Source organism: Streptomyces sp. SAI-135, from assembly GCF_029893805.1.
Classification (GTDB): Bacteria; Actinomycetota; Actinomycetes; order Streptomycetales; family Streptomycetaceae; genus Streptomyces.
The window spans coordinates 9,092,200-9,112,118 of record NZ_JARXYP010000002.1 but is presented as its reverse complement, the minus strand read 5'-3'; the positions used below and the strand labels follow the sequence as shown (position 1 = coordinate 9,112,118).

Here is a 19,919-nt window from a genome sequence, read left to right as displayed (position 1 = left end):
TGGGTGTTACCAATGGACGGTGCATCCGTCTTCCACACTGCCAACCACCCAGCGTCCGGCGCTCCCTCACTCCGGCCACGAGTCACCCGAATCCGGACAGGCAGGCGGCGGCATCGGGGGCTCCGCCCAGCATCGGGTCTCGATCCTCGTCTACGACGGAGTCAAACTTCTGGACGCCGTCCCCGCGGAGGTATTCGGGGAAGCGAACCGGCCCGGTGCCAACTACACGATCGTGCTGGTGTCACCGACCGGTGTCGACGTCACCTCGTCCATCGGAATCCGGATCGCGGTCGACGACGCCGCCGCCACGGAGCCTGCTCCCGACACGTTCCTGGTGGCCGGCGCAGATCTCTACCCGCGCACACCTGTGCCCGGTGATCTGATCGAGGCCACGCGAACACTCTCACTCCGGGCCGGCCGTGTCGCGTCCATCTGCACCGGAGCCTTCATCCTCGGCGCCGCAGGCCTCCTGGACGGCAAGCGCGCGACCACACACTGGAAGGCTGCGCACGACCGAGCTTGCCGCTGGAGAACCGGGTCCTGCTGGTCGCCGCGTACTGGCGCACCAACCCCAGACTGCGCCAACTCGCACCGCTGTTCGGAGTGTCGAAGCCGGCCGCCGACCACATCATCGACCGCCTCGGCCCGGCACTCGCGTTCCAGCAGCGCAAGAGGTTCCGCAAGGACACCGTGCTGATCGTGGACGGCACCCTGGTCCCACCCGCGACCACCAGGTGGCCGAGCAGTCCAAGAACTACCGGTACTCCACGAACCACCAGGTCGTCATCGACGCCGACACCCCGCTCGTCGTCGCCGTCGGCCGGCCGCTGCCCGGCAACCGCAACGACTGCAAGGCATGGGAGCTGTCCGGCGCCAAGCCGCCGTCGGGCACACCAACGTCATCGCGGACGGCGGCTACCGCGGCACCGGCCTGGTCATCCCGCACCGCCGCGAGAGAGGCTAGGCCGACCTCCCGGAGTGGAAAGAAGAACACACTCCTCCCACCGCAAGGTCCGCGCCCGCGTCGAGCACGCTTTCGCCCGCATGAAGACCTGGAAGACTCTCCGCGACTGCGGTCTCAAAGGCGACGGCGTCCACCACGCCATGCTCGGCATCGCCCGCCTCCACAACCTCGCCCTCGCCGGGCGACGAGAAACAAGCAGCCCAATGCGCACGTCGTAGATCATTTACGGGACAGCGCTTAATCAGTGGCTTACAGTTACGGACCACACGAAGTGGACCAGAGCCTCGTCGTGAATGTCGTTTCAAGATGACTTAGGGAGTCACTGGCGAACGACTTCCTTGAGTAACGTTAATGAGAACCGATGAAGACTATCGCCGGTTTTACGAACGCAAGCAAGCCGAGGGCAAGCGCCACATCCAACCGGTCCTGGCCCCTGACCCGCCGTCGTGTCAACGTCCTCACTGCGACCCCGGCCGCATTCTCCCGATGCGGCACCGCTTGGCGCGGGCCGACCGGCTTCCTCGGCGACGGGCCAACGACCATCTCGGCCGGCTAACCCTCCCCGGCGAGCGCTTCCAGATACTGCTCGAGGCCGATCGTCCGAAGCTTGAGAACCTCCTCGGCCTCCGCCAGGTCCGTCCGCACCCGCTCCAGTTCGGCTTCGAGCTCCTCCACCCGCACGGCAGCGGCCTTCCGCCGCGTTTCCAGGACCGTCCGCATCGACGGCATGTGCCACCCCCAGGCCGACTCGATCAGCAACAAGTCGAGACTCCCGCCACAGCCGCAATCCCATGCCTGACCAACGGAGTCCGCACACGGCATTCGGAAAGCGAACGGCCTCTAAGACGCTCAGTGGCCAAATAGACCACTCCGTCACACCACCAACCCGGCGAACCTACGCGGTCACAGCAATACACGTGCCGAGCACACCAAGTGTTCGCTCATTGCTGAGACGGTAAGAGCTGTCCCGTAAATGATCGAAGACGTGGTCGTTGACCAGCCTGTTCTTCGTCAGCCGGCGAGGGTGAGGTTATGCAGGCGGGCGATGCCGAGCATGGCGTGGTGGACGCCGTCGCCCTTGAGGCGGCAGTCGCGGAGGATCTTCCAGGTCTTCATCCGGGCGAAGGCATGCTCGACGCGGGCGCGGACCTTGCGGTGGGAGGTGTTGTGTTCCTCCTTCCAGGCCGGGAGCTCGGTCTGGCCTTTCTCGCGGCGGTGCGGGATGACCAGGCCGGTGCCCCGGTAGCCGCCGTCCGCGATGACCATGGTCTTGCCGACGGCCTCCTTTGCGCCGGACAGCTCCCATGCCTTGCAGTCGTTGCGGTTGCCTGGCAGTGGCCGGCCGACAGCGACGACGAGCCGGGCGTCGGCGTCGATGACGACCTGGTGGTTGGTGGAGTACCGGTAATTCTTCGACTGCTCGGCGACGGCGTGGTCGCGGGTGGGCACCAGGGTGCCGTCCACGATCAGTACGGTGCCCTGGCGGAACCGCTTGCGCTGCTGCAGCGCGAGCGCCGGGCCGAGGTCGTCGATGATGCGATCGGCCGCGGACTTCGACACCCCGAACAGCGGTGCGAGTTGGCGCAGGGTGAGGTTGGTGCGCCAGTATGCGGCGACCAGCAGCACCCGATTCTCAAGCGGCAGGCTCCACGGCCTGCCCTTGCGCACCGGATCCGCACCCTCGCGCCGCAACGCGGTGATCAGCCTGCCGAACTGACGCGGGCTCAACCCGGTGAACGGACCTATCCAGGACGGCTCCGACGCCGTGATCACACCAGCCACGACGAGATCATTTCAGTTGCCGTCGCCCTTTCCTGAGGCCGATCCTGTATGCGCGGTCAACGAGGAGGACACATGGGGCTCGTCCTGTTCCCAGGAGACGACGACACCAGCAGCCCGGACGTGTCCTGGTCCTACACCGGCTTCGGAGTGTTCCGGCGGTGGCTGGCGCAGGTCGAGGGGTTCGCACTGGACGAGATGCACGGCTTCGGTGGACAGCGCCCCTGGAACGATGTCTCCACCAGCCTGGCACCACTCCTGAATCATCCCGACGACGGTGGCCCCGACCTCTCGCCGATGCAGTGCGCAGCGGTCCTACCCCGCATGCAGGAGATCGCCGACCAGCCTCAAGAGGGAAGCATCGACCCGCTCCACCGACGGCACATCGACGACGCCCGCCAGTTGGTGGTCGTCTTGCAGCTGTGCATCGCGAAGGACGTTGACCTCCTCTTCGGCTGACGTCGGTCAGCGTTACCGGCTCACTGTCGCCAGCAGTTGCGGGACAGCTCTTAGTCAAGGAGCGTGGTGAGCGACCCAACGCCCTCGCCCGGAGAGACCGGCGCTTGCGACGGTACAAGCGCGCATGGGTTGCCTCATCCGGAGATCGGATGTCGAGGGAACGACTGCGGCTGCGTTGCCAGACTCGCGGTCGGGTCCTATCGGAGGCCCTCGGTGCCGCTCAGCCACGAGACGTAGAACGCGAGGTGGCGTTCCGCAGCGGCGGCCCAGGTGTGGCGGGCGGCGAGTCGGCGACCCCTCTCCCGGCGCGCGGGGGTGTCGTCCGTGAGCGCGGCGCCGAGCTCAGCGGCCAAATCCTGGTGGGTGGTTGCGAAACGGGCGGCGCTGTCGAACACCTCGCGCAGTACGGGAAGATCGCGGACGACCAGCGGAACTCCCGCGGCCAGCGCCTCCATCGCGGCCAGTCCGAAACCCTCCTTGACCGAGGGGAAGGCGAAAGCGGACGCGGCGGCCACCAGGGGCGGCAGGTCGTCCTCGGTGACCTGGCCCAACACGACCGGTTCGACGCCGAGTTCGGCTGCGCGGGCTTCCCAGCGGGCTCGGTAGTCGCGGTAGTCGAAGAGGGTCTCGCCGCCCGCGATCACCAGTCGTACGTCCGGGTGTGCGGAGCGCAGCAGGGCGTACGCCTCCAGCAGGTCCAGCGAGCCCTTGCGGGGTTCGATGCCGCCGACCGTGAGGACGTAACGGCCCAGGCGGGCACGCCAGTTCGCACGGGCGGCCGGGTCCGTCGTGGCGAAACGGTCGTAGGCCACCCCGTTGGGGATGACCGCCGCCTTGATGTCCCAGCCGTCGGCCAGTTCCGTGGCGACGGCCGACGACACGCAGATGTGCGCGTACGGCTCGACGATGGCCCGCTCGTGGCAGGCGGCCAGTTCGGGGGTGGTGAAGTGGTCGATGTGGTGGACGGTGCGCACGCAGCGGCCGCCGACCGCGTTGGCGCTGATGCAGTCCTGAGCGTGGACGATGTCGTACGCCGCCGCGAAGGGCTCGAAAGCCGTGCCCAGGACGGCGATGGAGCGCAGGATCCGCTCGCCGACTCGCTCCTCGGGCGGGCCGTCCGGGAACGGAACGATCCGCAGCCGCACGGCGGGGTCGACCGGCCGGAAGAAGCCCGCGTCGCCGCCGCGACCCAGCGTCCACACCGTGACGTCCTGCCCGGCAGCGGCGAGCGCCTCGGCGAGGGCGAGGGTGTGGACGACGCCTCCGCGCGGCTTGGTGGAGTAGCTCAGCAGAGCGATCTTCACGACGGGGTCTCCCGGTAGGCGTCAGGTCGGCGTTCATCGAGGTGGCGCAGGGTGCGTCGGGCACGGTCGATCTCCTCGGCGACGTCGATCCCGGCGACCGCGAGGCCGGCCTTGGACCAGGTGCGGGCGAGGATGTCACCGCCAGGGCCGACCACCTTGGACTGGCCGAGGAAGCGCATGCCGCCCATGGCGCCGGTCTGGTTGGAGGAGGCGAGGACGACCTGGTTCTCGGCGGCGCGGGTCTGGTCGTACAGGTCGAAGAGCTTGGCCTGGCGGTCCTGGGCCATGCGCGGGGCGCGGTTGGTGATGGACGTGGGCCAGGCCGAGAGGCAGGCGAGGATCTCGGCGCCGTCCAGGGCCAGCGAACGGGCCGACTCGGGGAAGGTCTTGTCGTAGTCGATGAGCATGCCGATGCGGCCGACCGGGGTGTCAAAGGCGTCGAAGCGGTCGCCGGGCGCGTAGGCGGCGACCTCGCCGGCCGGCAGATGGACCTTGCGGTGGCGGCCGAGGACCCCGTCGCCGCTGACGCAGACCGCGGCGTTGTAGCGCTCGTCGCCGCCGTCCTCGCAGTAGCCGAGACAGACCACCATCTCGGCAGCCATACGGGCGACTTGGAGGATCAGCGGGTCGTCCGGCTTCAGGGCCGGCGGCAGGGCCTGGGGGTCGGGGTGGCGCAGGTCGGCGAGGTAGCCGCCGAGCGCGGCGTCGGGCAGGACCAGCAGATTGGCGCCGGAGGTGCGCGCGTCGTCGATGAGCTTGGCGATGCGGGCCAGGTCGAACTCCAGGTCGCGGCCGAAGTGGGCGGCAGCGGCCGCGATCCGGATCGTGCTCATGCGCTGACTGCTCCTGTGGGTACGTCGTAGGTCTCGGGCCGCCGGTCGCGCAGGTGCCCCATCGACCGGCGGGCGGTCTCCAGTGCCTGTGCGACGTCCAGTTCGGCGACGGCGACGCCCGCGCCGACGCCCGTGTCGGCGAGGATCTCGCCGCCGGGGTCGACGACCTTGGCGCTGCCGACGAAGCGTAGCGACCCGAACGTGCCCGCCTGGTTGGCCGACAGCCACACGATCTGGTTCTCCAGCGCGCGGGCCCGGTCGAAGAGGTCGAAGCGGCGTTTCCAGCGGTCGTCGACGAGGTCGGTGGCCGCGTTCGTCCGGGATCCCGGCCAGGCGGAGACACAGATCCCGATCTCGGCGCCGTCGAGGGCGAGGGCGCGGGCGGACTCCGGGAACGCCTTGTCGTAGCAGATCATCATGCCGATCCGGCCGACCGGGGTGTCGAAGGCGTGGAAGCGATCACCGGAGGAGTAGCTGGCGTCCTCGCTCAGCGGCTGGTGGACCTTGCGGTGGTTGCCGAGGACGCCGTCACCGGTGACGCAGACGACGCTGTTGTAGCGAGCTTCCCCGGCCGCTTCGCAGTATCCGGCGACGACCGTCAACTCCCCTGCCAGGGACGCCAGTCGGCGGATCTCGGGGCCGTCGAGGGCGAGCGCGGGCGGGCCCTCGTCGAGTTCGGTCGAGTCGTCGAGGCTGAGCAGATACCCGCCGAGGCACGCCTCGGGCAGAGCCAGAAGGCGTACGCCCTCCTCCCTGGCTTCCTTGATCAGCCGTTCGGCGATCTGGAAGTCCTCCTCCAGGTCACGGCCGAACTCGGCGGCGACGGCGGCCATGCGCAGGGCGGTCATGCTGTCCCCATCCCGGTCACGGTGGACATGACCGCTTCGGTGATCTCTCCGTCGGGCCAGCGCAGCCCGACGCCTTCTCCTTCGGTGAGCTCCCCGCACACCGCACCCGTGGCGGGACCGGCGGGCAGGGGCGGTGCGCCGGGTTCGTCGGCCGTGAGCATCGCGAAGCCCGGGAAACACGTGAACCAGTCCCCCACCGTCGCGGCCCCCGGCCGGGGCACGGCGGCCACGTCGAGCAGCGCACGGCAGCCGCTCGCCTCGGCCAGCATGCCGAGGGTGCCGGCGATGCCCGCCATCGACACGTCCTTGGCGGCGGCGGGCCGTGCGGCGGCCACCGCGCCGGTCATGGTGCGCAGTTCGTCCGTACGGCGGTGGCTGGTCGAGTCCCACTGGCGGCCCCGGTAGCCCGGGCGCCAGTCCCCGCCGAGGTCGGCTGTGAGGTGTACGGCGTGTCCGGGGCGGCCGCCGCCACCCGGCACCGGCCGGTCCGTGCGGCCGAGCGCGGTCACCGACAGGGCGGCCGGGACGCCGAGCTGGGTGTGCCCGCCGAGCACCGGGAGGTCGTACGCCTGTGCCGCCCGGGTCAGTCCGGCCAGGACCCGGGCGGCGTGCGCGGCGTCGTGGGCGCCCACCGCGTCCAGCAGTCCGAGCGGGGCTGCGCCCATCGCGGCGAGGTCATTGGCGTTCACGAGGACCGCGCACCAGCCCGCCCACTCGGGGTCCCGTTCGACCATGGACGGCACGATCGCGTCGCACGCCGCGATCACGTCGGTGCCGGGCACGGGCGCGCCGTCGTCACCGACGAAACCCGGGGGCGGGGCGAGTGCGGTGAGGAGCGGTCCGAGGGGGGACTTCGTGGCCGCCGCGAGGGCGGCGATGCGGCCGATCGGCCAGCGCATCAGGACGTGCGGCGCGCCCGCGACCGTCGTGTCCCGTACCCGTTGCCAGCCGAGGCGCCGGAACAGTACCTCGTTGCGTGCCTGGACAGTCGCGTCGAACCGCAGCAAGCCCTCCGCCTCCGCGCGGGCGCAGGCGGCGCGGACGAGGGCCGCGCCGATGCCGTACGGGCCGCGAGCCCGGCGGGCGACGACCAGGCGCCCGCCCTGCCACCAGCCGAGGTCGGGGCCTTCGTCGACCGGGCCCAGGCGCACCCCGCCGACCACGGTGCCCTGGGGGTCCTTCGCGACCAGGACGACGGTCCGTGGGTCAGTGTCGTGGTCGTCCAGGTCGTGATGGGCGAAGAGTCCCTGCTCCTGGACGAAGGCGGCGCGGCGCAGCTCCCGGTAGGCGGCCACGTCCGCCCGGCCGTCCGCCTCCTCGATGCGGAAGGCGGGCCGGCGGGCGAGCGTGTTGCGGTCGCCCAGCAGGGCCAGGATGTCCTGCGGATCGTCCACGGCCGGCACGATGACGGAGCCGTCGAGGTTCACGCCGCTCACCCGCCCGCTGTCTGGAGCACACTGCAGGCTCCGCAGGCCGCACAGCCGGCCTTCTGGTCGGCGCCGCTCATCCCGGCAGCGCGGAGCTTCGCGGCGACGCCCTCGGTGACGTACGTCAGGAGGTCCGCACCAGGTGCCTGAACGCCGTCGCGGGCGGCGAGGGTGCCGCTCATCGGGCGGAACGGGACGACGAACGGGTACACCCCCCGGTCGATCAGCCGGCCTGCTCCGGCAACGAGTTCGTCGGGATCCTCGCCCAGGCCGACGAGGAGGTAGGTGGAGACGCGGTTGGGTCCGAAGACGCGCACCGCCTCGTCCCACGCGGCCTCGTACTCGGACAGCGGCACCGTCGACTTGCCGGGCATCCAGCGCCGGCGCACCTGCTCGTCGAGGGACTCGACATGGATGCCGATGGCGGTGGCTCCGGCGTCGTGCAGCGCGCGGATCCAGGCGAGGTCGCCGGGTGGTTCGCATTGCACCTGGATCGGCAGGCCGGGCACGGCTGCCAGCACCGCCCGGACCGACCGTACGAGGGTGCGGGCGCCGCGGTCGGGTCCGGTGGTGGTGCCGGTGGTCATCACCATCTGCCGTACGCCGTCGAGCCGTACGGCGGCCTCGGCGACCTCGGCGAGTTGCGCCGGGGTCTTGGCGGCCACGGTGGCACCCGAGCGCAGGGACTCCTCGATGGTGCAGAAGCGGCAGCGGTCGGACTCGGCGTAGCGGATGCAGGTCTGCACGACGGTGGTGGCCAGGACATCCGAGCCGTGCAGGCGGGCGATCTGCTCGTAGCGGATGCCGTCGGCGGTGGTGAGGTCGTAGAACCTCGGGCGGCGTACGGGTGTGAGGGAGATTCCGGTGTCCTCGTCACCGAGCCACACCTTGCCGTCGCGCACGGAGTAGGGACTGTGGGGGTTGCGTGGGAGCGCGGCGTTGGCACCGTCGACGAGGACATGTCCGTCGTCGCTGGGGCCCGCGCCGTCCGGACGCCGCAGGGGCGTGTCCGAAGCGACGCCGCGCAGGGCGAGTTCGGCGCGGGTCATGATCCGCACGTCCACCGCCGTACCGCTGTTTCCGGTGCCAACGCTCACGTCGTGCTCCCTACAGCTGGTAGGTGGAGTTGATGATGGCGCCCTTGCGTGCGTAGTGGATCAGGGCGTCCTGGACGTCGAGGGGGTGGGTGGGGATGACGCCCTCGATGAGGTCCTCCTCGCGGGCGCCGTGCAGGGACAGGCCGAAGCGGCAGCAGTAGACCTTGCCGCCCTCGGCGATGAACGTCTTGAGCTGGTTGTTGATGTTGTGCTCGCCAGGGAAGGCGGAGTTGCCGGTGGTCGGGAAGCCGCGGGTGGCCAGGCAGTTGAGCGAACCGGGGCCGTAGAAGTAGATCGCGGTCTCGAAGCCCTTGCGCAGCGCGCGGGTGGCCTGGAGGACGGCGACGAAGGAGACCGAGGACTCGTGGGCGATGCCGTGGACGAGGGTGAAGTACGTCTCGCCGTTCTCGGCCTGGTAGTCGGGGAAGACCTTGGTGGAGCCGTAGATGCTGGTGCCCTCGGGGAGCGAGGGGTGCGGGATCTCGTCGAGGGACTTCTGCTCGACGTCGGAGAGTTCGGCGGTGACGACGGATTCGGACATGGCTGTCTCCTTGTGCGGACGGGAAGGGAGCCCGGGTCGGGGTCGGGGTCGGGGTCGGGGTCGTTCAGTCGTAGAGCGCGGCGAAGGTGTCCCGGAAGACCAGGTCACCGAGTTGGCCGCCGCCGGTGGCTTCGGCGAGGCGGGCGTACTCGCCGGTGAAGTCGCCCCACGGCTGGTCGCTGGCGAAGAGCACCCGGTCGTGGCCGATGCCGCGGCGCTCGATCTCCTGGGCCAGCCAGCGGGGAGTGAAGCCGATGGCCCAGGAGAGGTCGGTGTAGACACGCTTGCCGGCGCTGATCCAGTCGAAGAACCGGGAGCCGACGAGCTTGATGTGGCCGCTCATCCCGCCGCCGAAGTGCACAAGATGGACGGGCACTTGGTCGGCGTACCAGTCGACGAGGTGGCCGACCTCGTCGATGTCGGAGGCGGCGCCGGGAGAGGTGTGGACGTGGACGATGAGGCCGTGCCGGGCGGCCTCGGCGAAGATGCGTTCCAGTTGGGGGCGGCAGGCCGGGTCCGTGGGACGGCCGCCCAGCAGGAAGCTCAGCTTCAGGGCCTTGACTCCGGGCTCGCCCGCCAACTGGAGAGCCTGGTCTGTGCGTTGGGCGTCCTCCGGGCGCGGGGACACCCACAGCCCGGCACGGATCCGGTCGTCGCTCTGCGCGGCCTCCAGCGCCAGTTCGTTGAAGGAGAAGGCGATCGCGGGGTCCGGGACGCCGTAGTTGGGGATGACCAGGGCCCGTTCGGTGCCCTCCGCGTCCAGGTCGGCGATGAGCTGCTTGACGGTGGCGCGGGCGGTGGTGTCCGGGTTGACGGGCGGGCCTCCGTAGAAGGGATAGGCGGGCAGGACGCCGATATGGCGGTGTGCGTCGTAGACCATGGAGTGATTCCTCAGCCGATCGGGAGGGCGGAGGCGAGTTCGCTGGGGGCTCCGGTGAGCGTGCCGCACACGTCGGCCAGGCGGCGCGAGGCGTCGATGTGGTCCGCAAGGAACTCGGCGTCCCGGCCGACCGCCTCGAAGCGGCCCGAGCCCCACGAGTACTGCCAGGGCAGACCGAGGAAGTGCAGACCGGGCGTGCTGGTGGCGCCGCGCCAGTGCATCGGGTAGCCGCGGCCGTCGAAGACGGGGGCCTCGATCCACCGGTGGTCGCGCCGGAAGCCGGTCGCCCAGATCACCGAGGTGACGCCGGCGGCCTGAAGGTCCAGTGCGCGCGGCTGCTCGTCCGGTTCCCACACCGGGACGTAGCGGCGCTCGGTCGGGGCATCGATGCCGTGCGCGGTGATGTGGGCGTCGATGGCGTCCTTGATGCCCTCGGCGACGGCGTCGGCGTGGTCGAGGTTCACCTTCAGGTCGTCGGCGAACTCCAGGTCGGTGCCGGTGATCGCGGTGAGCCGCCCGTACAGCCGCATGCCGTCGCGGGCGAAGGCGCGCAGGTCGATGTCGCGGCCGCCGTCGCGGCCGGTGACGTAGTGGTTGACCCGCATGCGCACGGCGGCTGCGTCGTCGAACTCGTCGATGGACTTGTCGTAGTGGCCCATGTCGTCGAGCCACGCCACGCAGTCGCGGCCGCGGTAGAAGCGGGCCACACGAGGGGCGCTGCCGACGGCCAGGTGCACCTGGCGCCCGGCGAGGTGGAGGTCCTCGGCGATTTGGCAGCCGGACTGGCCGGTGCCGACCACCAGGACCGCGCCCTCGGGGAGTTGGTCGGGGCTGCGGTAGCGGGAGGAGTGGACCTGGGTGATGCCGTCGGGCAGTCGCTGGGCCATCGGCGGGACGGACGGCGTGTGGTAGGGGCCGGTGGCGACCACCACCTGCTCGGCGGTGAAGTCCCCGGCGGTGGTGGAGAGTTCGAACAGTCCGCTCGGCGAGCGCCGCAGCCGGGTGACCGTCACACCCTCCGCCAGCGGTGGCCGGAAGAAGGAGACATAGCCCTCCAGGTACCGGACGATCTCTTCGCGGACCATGAACCCGTCCGGATCGTCGCCCTGATACGGGTAACCGGGCAGCCGGCACTGCCAGTTGGGGGTCACCAGGCAGAAGGAGTCCCAGCGGCGCTCGCGCCACTCGTGCCCGACCCGGTTCGCCTCGATGACGACGTGCTCGACACCACGCCGCCCGAGGCAGTAGCTCATCGAGAGGCCTGCCTGGCCGCCGCCGACCACTGCCACCGGGATCGGGGCGCCTCCCCTGCCCGTCAGGCTGTGCGGGAGGGCGCCGGCCGGCCCTATCGCCGGAGCCGAACTCACCGTGCACTCCCGTCGGCGCCGGTCAGGGACTCGACCGTGACCTCGGCATCGCTGACGGTGGCGTACGCGGCGGCGGTCCGCTCGATCTGCGCGAGCTGGTCGGAGGCACCGGTGCAGAAGAAGCCGAACTTCTCCTGCACGCGCTCCCCCGCGATGCCCAGTGCCGTGCGGCTGCGCTCGAGGAAGTCCGCGAGTGGGTACTGGCTGCCGGGAACGAAATAGTCCTCGACTACCGTGGAGGGCGAATAGCAGCGCTGGGTCGTCCCATCGGGCCAGCGCACATGAAAATACATCTCGGGCATGACATCCTCCATGCCGGGCGCCGGGGCCTTGACACCTCGCCGCTGTCTGTGGAGACCAACTCCAGCCCTCGGGGATTTCCGAACGAAGTCATCGGGAATAAAGGGGAGTTGCCAAGACCTCACGCCGGTTCGGGAGCGAATGGACACACCTTTTCCCCGGGCAAGCGCTCCCGCGTCGGCCGGTCCCGGGCAGTACCCGCGGGTGAACCGCATCGATCCGCCCGCTCCCGGCCCGCCGGGACTACACCGGCAGCCGCGACGGATCGGCACGTCGCGGCGCGTGAAACCAAGATGCTTCGACGGATGTCGGTCGGGTCGCCTCCTGGTGATCGCGCTGCTCAGCGCGTTCCCCCTTCTCACGGCCCTTACGGCCGACGGAAGCACCGAGGTGTTCCGATGTCCCAGGAGAACGCCCCCTGGCACATCGAGGCACGCCCACGCCTCGTTCGACGCTGCCGCACCTCCCCCGCCATGCCAACGGTCCAGGACGGGCGCGCGGAGCATTGGGGTGATCCTGGAGGAGGGGTGAGGGGCGTCCGAGCCGGGAGGTTCCCGGTGGCCTACGCCGCTTCCGGCCCCCGGGCCGTGCGCGTGGCCCTGGCCGCTGCGACCGGCTTCCACCTCTTCCGCTACGGGCTGGACAGTCCCGTCGCGGCCACGTACACCCTGTTCGGCGCGGTGGCTCTGGGCGGACTCTCACGGATCCCGGGAACCGGGCGGCTGCGTGCGGTGAGCATGCTGCGGGTGGTTCCGTTGTGCTGGGTCCTGGTGGTCGTCGGCACCTGTCTCTCGGTGCGCACCTGGAGCGCCGTCGCGGGGATGCTGGCGGTCGGCTACCGCCGGGCGACTCCGCCGTGGCCGGACCGCGTCCGGCGGGCGTGGCGCCGTGGCTCCCGCTGCTGTACATCCTGCCGTCGTTCCCGCCGTACGATCCCAGGCTCGCTCGACGAGCGGCTGCCCGGGACGACGACCGGGCTGGTGTTGCCGATGACCACCGAGGCGCTGGTCTTCCCCGAGCCGTCCCCGACGCCGTACCGGGAGCGGGAAGAGGCACGTCCGGGAACGCCGAACGCTCGTCGGCGGCCGGGCCGGTGGCACGGTGATGATGGGCTGCACGCGGGTCTCCGAAGCCGTGCGGCCTGTGGGGAAGGAGGTACGGCGGTGCCGTGGCTGTGCGTGCGAGCACCCTCACCGCGTTTGCACTCCCGCCGATTGCCGGACGGTCCGGGGCCCACAGGCGCGGCTTACGTGGCCGCGCTGCTTGGGCGGTGGTGCGACCCCGCCGAGGACGATGAGGACACCTCGCCCTGGTCACCGGGCCGCTGATCGGCGAGGCCAGTGGTCCGCTGATCTACTTCCCCATGCGGTGGAGCATGGCCGAGGAGGCGTCGGCCGACGCTGCGACCGTGGCAGAGCCCATGGGGCTGGTCTGCTTCGACGTACAGCATGATCGGCTCAGGCCGTGAGCAGGGGCGTCAGTCGGCGATAGCCGATCAGGGTCGCGCTATGCCGACAAGGCGAGGAAGTGCTCGGCCTTCCGTTCGTCCGCCGGTGGAGGCGTCGGCAGCCGGCCAGCCAAGACATGGTTCTCTCGACCACCTACCGATGCCGGCCCAGCCGCTGCGAGAACTCGACACCCTTGCTGGCAATGCGATGACGGATACCGCACTCGCGAAGCCATTGGCGCAGGTGGTGTAGTCATAGCCTTGTCCGCGTGCCGTTTCGCCGGCCGCCGACGCCGGCCCGGCCGCGGCGGGACCGGATCGGCGGGATGCCGCGTACAAGCGGCTCCAGGCCCGGACTGTCGTGCATGTTCGCGCCGGAAACGGCCCCTCCTCACCATGCACGTACGCGGCTACCGGTACAGCAGCACTCATGCCCGTGCCGTTAGGCCAAGCAGAGCTTCAGCTGGAGAGTCTTCCCTCCCTGCAACAGGCAGGTCCCGGTGGTCAGGGCCTCTTCGGCACAGCCCTGCACGTGCCGGCTGCTGACTGACGTCACGAGAGCGGTCCCATGAACCCTTTGGCGAGCACCCGCGCTTCGTCACTCCAAGGAGCGGGACGCAGCGTGTTCCGGTCCAGACGGATATGGGTGCGGGTCCCGTGTGCATGAATGGTCTGCGCGTCGGTGGAGCAGAAACGATATGCCCACGTAGCCGAGGACGTACCCAGGCGCGTCACCCAGAGTTGGACAGCGTAGAGTCCCGCACCGTGGACAGGTGCTTCATAAGTGATGTCAGCTTTCTTGACAATGACGAATTCGTCATCGCCTAGTCTTTCCCCGGCCGTTGTCTCCCACAGCATGTTGCAGGCTCGTTCGACGAGCAAATTGTAGCGGGTGTTGTGCAGCATCCCAAAGGGATCGAGGTCGTCGAAGTGGACCCTGACCGGCATCAGGACCCCGAAATCAGGTGCGGGAACCGGCTGCGGAAGGTCGGCTTGAATCACTTGCGAACTCCGAACGTTTGATTGGCGAAGGCCAAGACTGAATGCTTTGGGGTGAAGAGCGCCCCGGCCGGTCTCAGGTCGAGGAGGTGGGCGAGCTCAACTGCTCAGTCAGGATCTGGAACTGCATTGCTGTGGTCTGCCAGGAGGGCGGCAAACTCATGGCGCAACTGGACGTACTCGATGATCATTCCGTCTGCGTGCTGTGCGATGAAGTTGCGCCCCAATGGGGCATCCTTGGGGCCATTGATGCACGTCGCCGCATGACTTTTCGTCGTCCGCAGGATCTGGTCGAGGTCGTCAACCACACACACCGCCTGCACCGTGTAGCTCGGCTTCTGTTCCGGCGGAATACAGACCAGGAGGATGTCGCGGATCACTGCCGTCTGCCAGTCTCCGTAGGGGAATCGCAGGGCCGAAGATGCGGTGAGGGCTTCAAACGCGGCTACCGAACGGTTAAAATCCTCGACAGTGAATCGCGTAAATGTACGTAATATCGGCATAGTGTTCTCCTGTTGTCACGGATTGCTTCTTATGTGCGCCGCTCGACCGGGTGTGGCAACGAGCGGCCTGCGCTTCTGTGCCAGCGGACCGGGGGCACAGAGATCCGGCTCCCGGAGCACGGTGATCGGAAGCGGCGAGAGGGCTCCGGCCGGTTCGAACTCTCCCTGGGGGCTGGGACGTAGTCCGCTGTGGCGGGGGGCTGACGCGGCGTGGTGAGCCGGGGTGAGGACAGCGACCCCACGGTCGGCCTGCTCAACCGAGTCGGCGGACCCAGCTCAGCGGCAGGTTTCGCATGGCAGCGCCAATCGGGGTCCATGGCCATGCCGGCACGACAGCTTTGTCGGGCTCCTTCTCGATGGCGTGGGCAAGTGCCCGGCATCCGGAAGCGGCGTCGACCATGAACGGAGCACTCGTGTTGTGCTCGTTCAGTTCGGTGCGGATGTAGCCGGGAAATATGGTGCTCACAGCGATGTCGGAGCCGTGCAGCTCGGCACGCAGGCCTTCGGCCAGCGTCGCTACTCCTGCCTTACTGGCGGCATAGGCCGTCATCGAGGCACTAACGGCCCTGAATGCGCTCACCGACGACATCACCACCAGGTGGCCGGCCCTCTGGCGCCGGAAGATGGTCATCGCCGCCTCGATCTGGGCCAGTCCGGCGACCAGGTTCGTCTCCACGATCGTGCGGTTGGTGGCGAACTCACCAGTACCGAGGGGGCGACCGTTGCCAATACCGGCGTTGACCACCACCCGGTCCAAGCCGCCGAGCTCAGCGGCGAACTCTTCGAAGACATCGAACACACGCTCGTGGTCGGTAACGTCCAGCGCCCTCAGATGCACCCGGAGACCAGGATGCTCGGCCAGCAGCTCCGACCGCACCTCCTCAAGCCGGTCCAACCTGCGTGCACACAGCGCCAACGTTGCACCGCGAGCGGCGAACTCCCGGGCCAGGCCTTTGCCCAGCCCGGCACTTGCCCCGGTGATCAAGATTCTCGAACGCTTCAACACTGCATCCCTGTTCCCAGGCCCGAGGGACCGGAGGAAGCCACTGGCTTCCTCATGGACGGCCTCGCGCCCGTATCTCACGATTCCGAGCCGCCGGCGAGGAAGGCCAGCAACGCGTTGTTGACGATGTCGGGCTGTTCCTCCATGCAGAGGTGGCCGCACTGCGGAATACCGAAGCCGCGCACGTCGTGCGCCATGCCCTTCCAGACCTCCAGAACGTCGAAGAACCGGCCGTTCTGCTCGAAGTCCTGACCCCAAAGAGCGAGGACCGGGCAGGTGATCAGCTGGTCGGCATCGACGAGGTCCTGAGCCACATCCTCACCCGAGGCTCGGTAGTCCATGGCAGCTCCCCGAACGGCTCCAGGTTGCTTGTAGGCCCGGACGTAGACGTCGATCTCTTCATGGGTGAGCATTTCAGGGTCGTACGACCACGAACGGTAAAAGTGGGTGAGCCACTCCTCCTCACGGCCGGCGATCAGGGCCTCCGGGAGGTCCGGTACGTTCAAGAAGGTCAAGAACCAGCCCAGCTGAGCCAACGGAGGGCTGACCTTCTCCATCAGCACTCGGGTCGGGACGTTGTCGATCGTGACGAAACGGTCGATGCGGGCGGGGTAGTCCTTGGCGAACCGGGTGCCGACCCGCGCGCCCCGGTCATGCCCGACGACGGTGGCACGCGCATGGCCGTGGTGGTCCATGAGCGCAGCCAAATCGTTGGCCATCGTCCGCTTGTCGTAGCCGCTCGCCGGCTTTTCGGTCGCGCCATAGCCGCGCAGGTCGGGTGCGATGACTGTGAACTGCTCGGCCAGGACCGGAATCTGTTTGCGCCAGGCGTACCAGGTCTCCGGGAAGCCGTGCAGCAGGTACACCGGCGGCCCGTCGCCCGCACTGACCCAGTGCTGGGTGATGCCGTTCAGCGCCGCAGTGTGGTGAGTGACATCGAGTAACACGCTCATACGGGGTCCTTTGCAGAAAGACACCGAGCTGGCAGGTGCCCTTGTGCCAGCGAGCCTAGACTTTCAACCTTGGTTGAAGGTCAAGCGTTCTGGACCACGGAGTGGAGGAACGTCACACACCACCTGTGAGTGGTCCCGGACCTGCTCAAGGCGCCACGCAGGCCGCGCGGGCGAGGCGCCCCTTCGGTCGGGAAACCGGCCTGAATCCCGTTCAGGCCAGGAGCGAGTTCAGGTGGGCCATGATCAGGTCGGCATTCTCCTCACAGGTGACATCGGCAGGCTTCGCCTCGATGTCGTCGATCACCGCCCGCACCTTGCGTTCGGACTGCGACAACTGCCTCTGCATTTCCTCTATCGCCACAAGCTTGCGCCGCAGCGCCGGAAGCACGGCATCCCGATTCCACCCGCCGAGCCCCTCAGCCGGCAGCAAGGCCTTGATCTCAGCGAGCGTGAAACCCGCCAGCTGGGCCTGCTTGATGATCTGCAGCGCTTTCACAGCCGCCTCGCCGTACATCCGGTAACCCGCACCGGTGCGCTCATCCGGGGCCAGCAAACCAGCCGTCTCATAGAACCGGATCCGCGACGGCGACACGTCCGCGGCAGCCGCCAACTCGCCGATCTTCACCCGGGCACCTCCCCACCGCGAACAGCCGACAGACACTCTGAAGTCTCAACCATGCTGGAAAGTTTAGAGTGTGCGCCCGGTGCACATGCCTGACGCCGGAGATGCTGCCGGGAACGACTGCGGCAGCGCGGTGACCGGCTACTGATCGCTCATGGCACGCATGCATCCCCCGCCTCAGCTGCGCGGGGCCGACACGAAACGCCCTGGGCCCAAGCCAGCCCCTGCCACATGATCGGCTCACGCCACCGCCCCGTCAGCCGCGACGAAGCCCGCCACCTCCTTACCGACGGACTGCGCGCCTGCACCCACTGCCAGCCCGACACCCAGCTCCACATCACCGAGTTAGCCAGGCATGGTTCGAACATTCGCACCAAGAGCCTCGTTACTCTGAGACCTGGGCGGCTCGTACGCGCCGTCTGGAACAGGAACCACCATGACCATGCCACCGCCGATCACCGAACCGGACCCGTCAGCGCTGATCTGCCCCGGCGACAAGGTCGGCCCGTGCGCCGCCGCCAGCGCAAGATCCACAACTACCGCAGCGGCGGCAGCCCGCTCTGCCAGCGGTGCATGGCACCCGTACAGGAGAAGTGGGGACCGGGCGTGCGGCACACCAGCGCGCGCATCTGACCGCCCGCGTCGTGGCCGCGCATGAGATCGATCAAGGACTCACGAGGCAGGTCTCGGAGGCCCTGTGAAGGGCGGACGCCAGCACCGAGGTGAGGAGACGCCGGCCGCCATCCGTCGCATCGGCGTGAAACGGCTGACGGACTGGCTCGCCCGCCGGTCCATCCGCGAGGCGGCCAGCTTCGCCGGACGCGTCGTGGAGGCCGCCGACGCCCAGCACACCGTGCTGCCAGGTGAGGTGCTCGCGGCCCGACTGGTCCGGGAACTGGCTTGCCGCATCACGGAGTTGGACGAGCGGATCAAGGGAAACGATCGCGAGATCTCCGCCTTGTTCCGCACCGATGAGCGAGCGGCAATCATCGAGTCCGTGCCGGACATGGGGCCGCTTCTTGGAGTTGAGCTGCATGCCGCCACCCGGAAGCGCACGGGGCCAAGCGTATGTCGCCCGGACCGGGCTTCCCCCCTGGCCCCGCCCGTCGCGAACGGCTGCCGGCTTGCCCCGGTGTGCTAGACAGAGAGCAAACAAAAGGGGAATTTTGCAGCAGCTCACGCTCGGAATCATGTCGCAGACCCGCAAGGAAAACGAGCATCGTCTGCCCGTTCACCCCGCTCATTTCGACCGCATCGACGCCGGTCTCCGCAAGCGCATCTACCTCCAGGAAAACTACGGAGAGCATTTCGGCGTCCCGGACAGCCGACTCGCCCCGCTCATCGCGGGCTTCCGCACGCGCGAGGAACTCATCGCCGACTGCGATGTCATCCTGCTGGCCAAACCGCTCCACGAGGACCTGGCGGAGCTACGCGAGGGTCAGGTCCTGTGGGGCTGGCCGCACTGTGTCCAGGACGTAAGGCTCACCCAGACCGCCATCGACCGGCGGCTGACTCTGATCGCCTTCGAAGCGATGAACCACTGGAGTCGCAACGGTGCCTTCAACTTGCACGTCTTCCACAAGAACAACGAGCTGGCCGGGTACTCCTCGGTCCTGCACGCCATGCAGCTGATGGGCGTGACAGGCGACTACGGGAGGCGGCAGCGTGCCGTAGTCATCGGCTTCGGCGCGACCGCCCGCGGCGCGGTGACCGCGCTCAGCGCCCTGGGCGTGCACGACGTCGACGTGCTCACCGCGCGTGGCGTCACCGCCGTCAGCTCCCCCATCCACTCCGCGCGGATCGTCCACTTCGACCACGACAAGGCCGACGACACCCTCGACCCGCGACGCAGCATCGCCCTCACCGAGGACGGCCCGCTGCCGCTGGCCGAGTTCCTGGCCGGGCACGACATCATCGTCAACTGCGTGCTGCAGGACCCCACCGCGCCGCTGATGTTCCTGATAGACGAGGACCTGACCAAGCTGGCCCCGGGCACCCTGATCATCGACGTCTCCTGCGACGAGGGCATGGGCTTCGACTGGGCCCGGCCCACCACCTTCAACGACCCGATGTTCACCGTCGGCGACCACATCAATCACTACGCGGTGGACCACAGCCCCTCCTACCTGTGGAACTCCGCGACCTGGGAGAACAGCGAGGCCCTTCTGCCCTATCTGGACGTCGTGCTCCAGGGCCCCGACGGCTGGGACACCGACGACACGATCCGGCACGCCATCGAGATCCGCCGTGGCGTCGTCCAGAACCCCAAGGTGCTCGCTTTCCAGCACCGCACCGCGAAGTACCCGCACGCCCACGAGGAGACCCAGACCCGGGCGGCGTCGCGGCCCTAGCGGCAGGGCGTCCGGTGCGCAGCCGGCTTCCGACCGCTGTCCCGAGCCGCCGCGTGGCGGGCGCCTCGCGGGAAAGTGCGAATCCGGCTCGTCCGTAGAGCTCCGAGAATCGGTGATCTTGTCCCGCTCGTCCGACGGGAACGGCGGTCCCAGATCCGGGGCGGCATCCTGTGAGGCCGCAGGGCTGGTCCGCTGACTGTAGGCGCGCGTCTGCTCGTACATCATCAAATGCGCTTTCCTGC

Annotated in this window: 18 protein-coding genes and 6 pseudogenes; 7 read left to right on the top strand and 17 right to left on the bottom strand. The window is 68.8% G+C overall.

All coding sequences use genetic code 11. From position 1 onward, the window contains the following. Positions 1 to 19 precede the first annotated feature (19 nt). Both M2163_RS45780 and M2163_RS45775 read left to right on the top strand, forming a co-directional pair. Positions 20 to 448: pseudogene (locus tag M2163_RS45780) on the top strand (DJ-1/PfpI family protein); the annotation flags it as partial. A gap of 62 nt (positions 449 to 510) precedes the next feature. Further along, a pseudogene (locus tag M2163_RS45775) lies at positions 511 to 1,182 on the top strand (transposase); the annotation flags it as partial. Positions 1,183 to 1,429: 247 nt separating this feature from the next. On the opposite strand, the pseudogene M2163_RS45770 reads toward M2163_RS45775, so the two are convergent. Together M2163_RS45770 and M2163_RS45765 are read right to left on the bottom strand one after the other, a co-directional pair. Then, positions 1,430 to 1,693 (bottom strand): annotated as a pseudogene (locus tag M2163_RS45770) (hypothetical protein); the annotation flags it as partial. A gap of 282 nt (positions 1,694 to 1,975) precedes the next feature. Continuing rightward, complete coding sequence (locus M2163_RS45765) at positions 1,976 to 2,746, bottom strand: transposase (RefSeq protein ID WP_280897117.1); 771 nt, start codon at positions 2,744 to 2,746, stop codon at positions 1,976 to 1,978. A 72-nt stretch (positions 2,747 to 2,818) separates the two neighbouring features. On the opposite strand from M2163_RS45765, the gene M2163_RS45760 reads away from it, so the two are divergent. Then, a complete protein-coding gene (locus tag M2163_RS45760; protein WP_280897116.1) occupies positions 2,819 to 3,202 on the top strand; it encodes a hypothetical protein in 384 nt (127 codons plus the stop codon). Between the two features lie 197 nt (positions 3,203 to 3,399). On the opposite strand, the gene M2163_RS45755 is transcribed toward M2163_RS45760, so the two are convergent. The 15 genes and pseudogenes from M2163_RS45755 to M2163_RS45685 form a co-directional block, all read right to left on the bottom strand. Further along, positions 3,400 to 4,506: an MSMEG_0565 family glycosyltransferase gene (locus tag M2163_RS45755; protein ID WP_280897115.1), complete on the bottom strand. Its 1,107-nt coding sequence runs from the start codon at positions 4,504 to 4,506 to the stop codon at positions 3,400 to 3,402. Next, complete coding sequence (locus M2163_RS45750) at positions 4,503 to 5,339, bottom strand: carbon-nitrogen hydrolase family protein (protein ID WP_280897114.1); 837 nt, start codon at positions 5,337 to 5,339, stop codon at positions 4,503 to 4,505. Before M2163_RS45750 ends, M2163_RS45755 begins: the two co-directional genes overlap by 4 nt. Continuing rightward, on the bottom strand, positions 5,336 to 6,187 hold the full coding sequence (locus tag M2163_RS45745; RefSeq protein ID WP_280897113.1) for a carbon-nitrogen hydrolase family protein: 852 nt from the start codon (positions 6,185 to 6,187) through the stop codon (positions 5,336 to 5,338). Before M2163_RS45745 ends, M2163_RS45750 begins: the two co-directional genes overlap by 4 nt. Further along, positions 6,184 to 7,623 carry an MSMEG_0567/sll0787 family protein gene (locus tag M2163_RS45740; RefSeq protein WP_280897112.1) on the bottom strand — a complete coding sequence of 480 codons (1,440 nt, stop codon included), beginning with the start codon at positions 7,621 to 7,623 and terminating at the stop codon, positions 6,184 to 6,186. The genes M2163_RS45745 and M2163_RS45740 overlap by 4 nt, the downstream gene beginning before the upstream one ends. After that, a complete protein-coding gene (locus M2163_RS45735) occupies positions 7,620 to 8,711 on the bottom strand; it encodes an MSMEG_0568 family radical SAM protein (RefSeq protein ID WP_280846926.1) in 1,092 nt (363 codons plus the stop codon). The genes M2163_RS45740 and M2163_RS45735 overlap by 4 nt, the downstream gene beginning before the upstream one ends. 10 nt (positions 8,712 to 8,721) lie before the next feature. Next, the gene (locus tag M2163_RS45730) at positions 8,722 to 9,252 is read right to left on the bottom strand and encodes an MSMEG_0572/Sll0783 family nitrogen starvation response protein (RefSeq protein ID WP_059193510.1); all 531 of its coding nucleotides are present in this window, start codon (positions 9,250 to 9,252) and stop codon (positions 8,722 to 8,724) included. Between the two features lie 64 nt (positions 9,253 to 9,316). Then, entirely contained in the window at positions 9,317 to 10,132 is an 816-nt protein-coding gene (locus tag M2163_RS45725) for an amidohydrolase family protein (RefSeq protein ID WP_280897111.1), read from the bottom strand. 11 nt (positions 10,133 to 10,143) lie between these two features. Continuing rightward, positions 10,144 to 11,499 carry an MSMEG_0569 family flavin-dependent oxidoreductase gene (locus M2163_RS45720; protein WP_280897110.1) on the bottom strand — a complete coding sequence of 452 codons (1,356 nt, stop codon included), beginning with the start codon at positions 11,497 to 11,499 and terminating at the stop codon, positions 10,144 to 10,146. Further along, positions 11,496 to 11,801, bottom strand: a complete 306-nt coding sequence (locus M2163_RS45715) for an MSMEG_0570 family nitrogen starvation response protein (protein ID WP_280897109.1) — start codon at positions 11,799 to 11,801, stop codon at positions 11,496 to 11,498. The genes M2163_RS45720 and M2163_RS45715 overlap by 4 nt, the downstream gene beginning before the upstream one ends. A gap of 1,455 nt (positions 11,802 to 13,256) precedes the next feature. Next, a pseudogene (locus tag M2163_RS45710) lies at positions 13,257 to 13,487 on the bottom strand (IS5/IS1182 family transposase); the annotation flags it as partial. 311 nt (positions 13,488 to 13,798) lie between these two features. Continuing rightward, positions 13,799 to 14,248 carry a thioesterase family protein gene (locus M2163_RS45705; RefSeq protein WP_348541362.1) on the bottom strand — a complete coding sequence of 150 codons (450 nt, stop codon included), beginning with the start codon at positions 14,246 to 14,248 and terminating at the stop codon, positions 13,799 to 13,801. 104 nt (positions 14,249 to 14,352) lie between these two features. Beyond that, complete coding sequence (locus tag M2163_RS45700) at positions 14,353 to 14,748, bottom strand: VOC family protein (protein WP_280897108.1); 396 nt, start codon at positions 14,746 to 14,748, stop codon at positions 14,353 to 14,355. A gap of 253 nt (positions 14,749 to 15,001) precedes the next feature. Beyond that, the gene (locus M2163_RS45695) at positions 15,002 to 15,754 is read right to left on the bottom strand and encodes an SDR family oxidoreductase (RefSeq protein ID WP_348541363.1); all 753 of its coding nucleotides are present in this window, start codon (positions 15,752 to 15,754) and stop codon (positions 15,002 to 15,004) included. Between the two features lie 74 nt (positions 15,755 to 15,828). Further along, a complete protein-coding gene (locus M2163_RS45690; protein WP_280897106.1) occupies positions 15,829 to 16,704 on the bottom strand; it encodes an alpha/beta hydrolase in 876 nt (291 codons plus the stop codon). A gap of 211 nt (positions 16,705 to 16,915) precedes the next feature. Then, the gene (locus M2163_RS45685) at positions 16,916 to 17,329 is read right to left on the bottom strand and encodes a MerR family transcriptional regulator (RefSeq protein ID WP_280897105.1); all 414 of its coding nucleotides are present in this window, start codon (positions 17,327 to 17,329) and stop codon (positions 16,916 to 16,918) included. 117 nt (positions 17,330 to 17,446) lie between these two features. Between M2163_RS45685 and M2163_RS45680 the strand changes: the two are divergent. The 4 genes and pseudogenes from M2163_RS45680 to M2163_RS45665 all read left to right on the top strand — a co-directional run. Further along, a pseudogene (locus tag M2163_RS45680) lies at positions 17,447 to 17,650 on the top strand (DUF6233 domain-containing protein); the annotation flags it as partial. A gap of 183 nt (positions 17,651 to 17,833) precedes the next feature. After that, on the top strand, positions 17,834 to 17,959 hold the full coding sequence (locus M2163_RS45675) for a hypothetical protein (protein WP_280897104.1): 126 nt from the start codon (positions 17,834 to 17,836) through the stop codon (positions 17,957 to 17,959). Between the two features lie 94 nt (positions 17,960 to 18,053). Next, a pseudogene (locus M2163_RS45670) lies at positions 18,054 to 18,356 on the top strand (IS110 family transposase); the annotation flags it as partial. A gap of 136 nt (positions 18,357 to 18,492) precedes the next feature. Further along, positions 18,493 to 19,677: a N(5)-(carboxyethyl)ornithine synthase gene (locus M2163_RS45665; RefSeq protein WP_280846937.1), complete on the top strand. Its 1,185-nt coding sequence runs from the start codon at positions 18,493 to 18,495 to the stop codon at positions 19,675 to 19,677. Positions 19,678 to 19,919: the final 242 nt, after the last annotated feature.

Excerpts from the sequence above, each read along its gene's own strand:
- M2163_RS45690 (WP_280897106.1), bottom strand. The coding sequence starts at position 16,704 with ATGAGCGTGTTACTCGATGTCACTCACCACACTGCGGCGCTGAACGGC.
- M2163_RS45730 (WP_059193510.1), bottom strand. The coding sequence starts at position 9,252 with ATGTCCGAATCCGTCGTCACCGCCGAACTCTCCGACGTCGAGCAGAAG.
- M2163_RS45760 (WP_280897116.1), top strand. The coding sequence starts at position 2,819 with ATGGGGCTCGTCCTGTTCCCAGGAGACGACGACACCAGCAGCCCGGAC.
- M2163_RS45700 (WP_280897108.1), bottom strand. The coding sequence starts at position 14,748 with ATGCCGATATTACGTACATTTACGCGATTCACTGTCGAGGATTTTAAC.
- M2163_RS45725 (WP_280897111.1), bottom strand. The coding sequence starts at position 10,132 with ATGGTCTACGACGCACACCGCCATATCGGCGTCCTGCCCGCCTATCCC.
- M2163_RS45715 (WP_280897109.1), bottom strand. The coding sequence starts at position 11,801 with ATGCCCGAGATGTATTTTCATGTGCGCTGGCCCGATGGGACGACCCAG.
- M2163_RS45745 (WP_280897113.1), bottom strand. The coding sequence starts at position 6,187 with ATGACCGCCCTGCGCATGGCCGCCGTCGCCGCCGAGTTCGGCCGTGAC.
- M2163_RS45750 (WP_280897114.1), bottom strand. The coding sequence starts at position 5,339 with ATGAGCACGATCCGGATCGCGGCCGCTGCCGCCCACTTCGGCCGCGAC.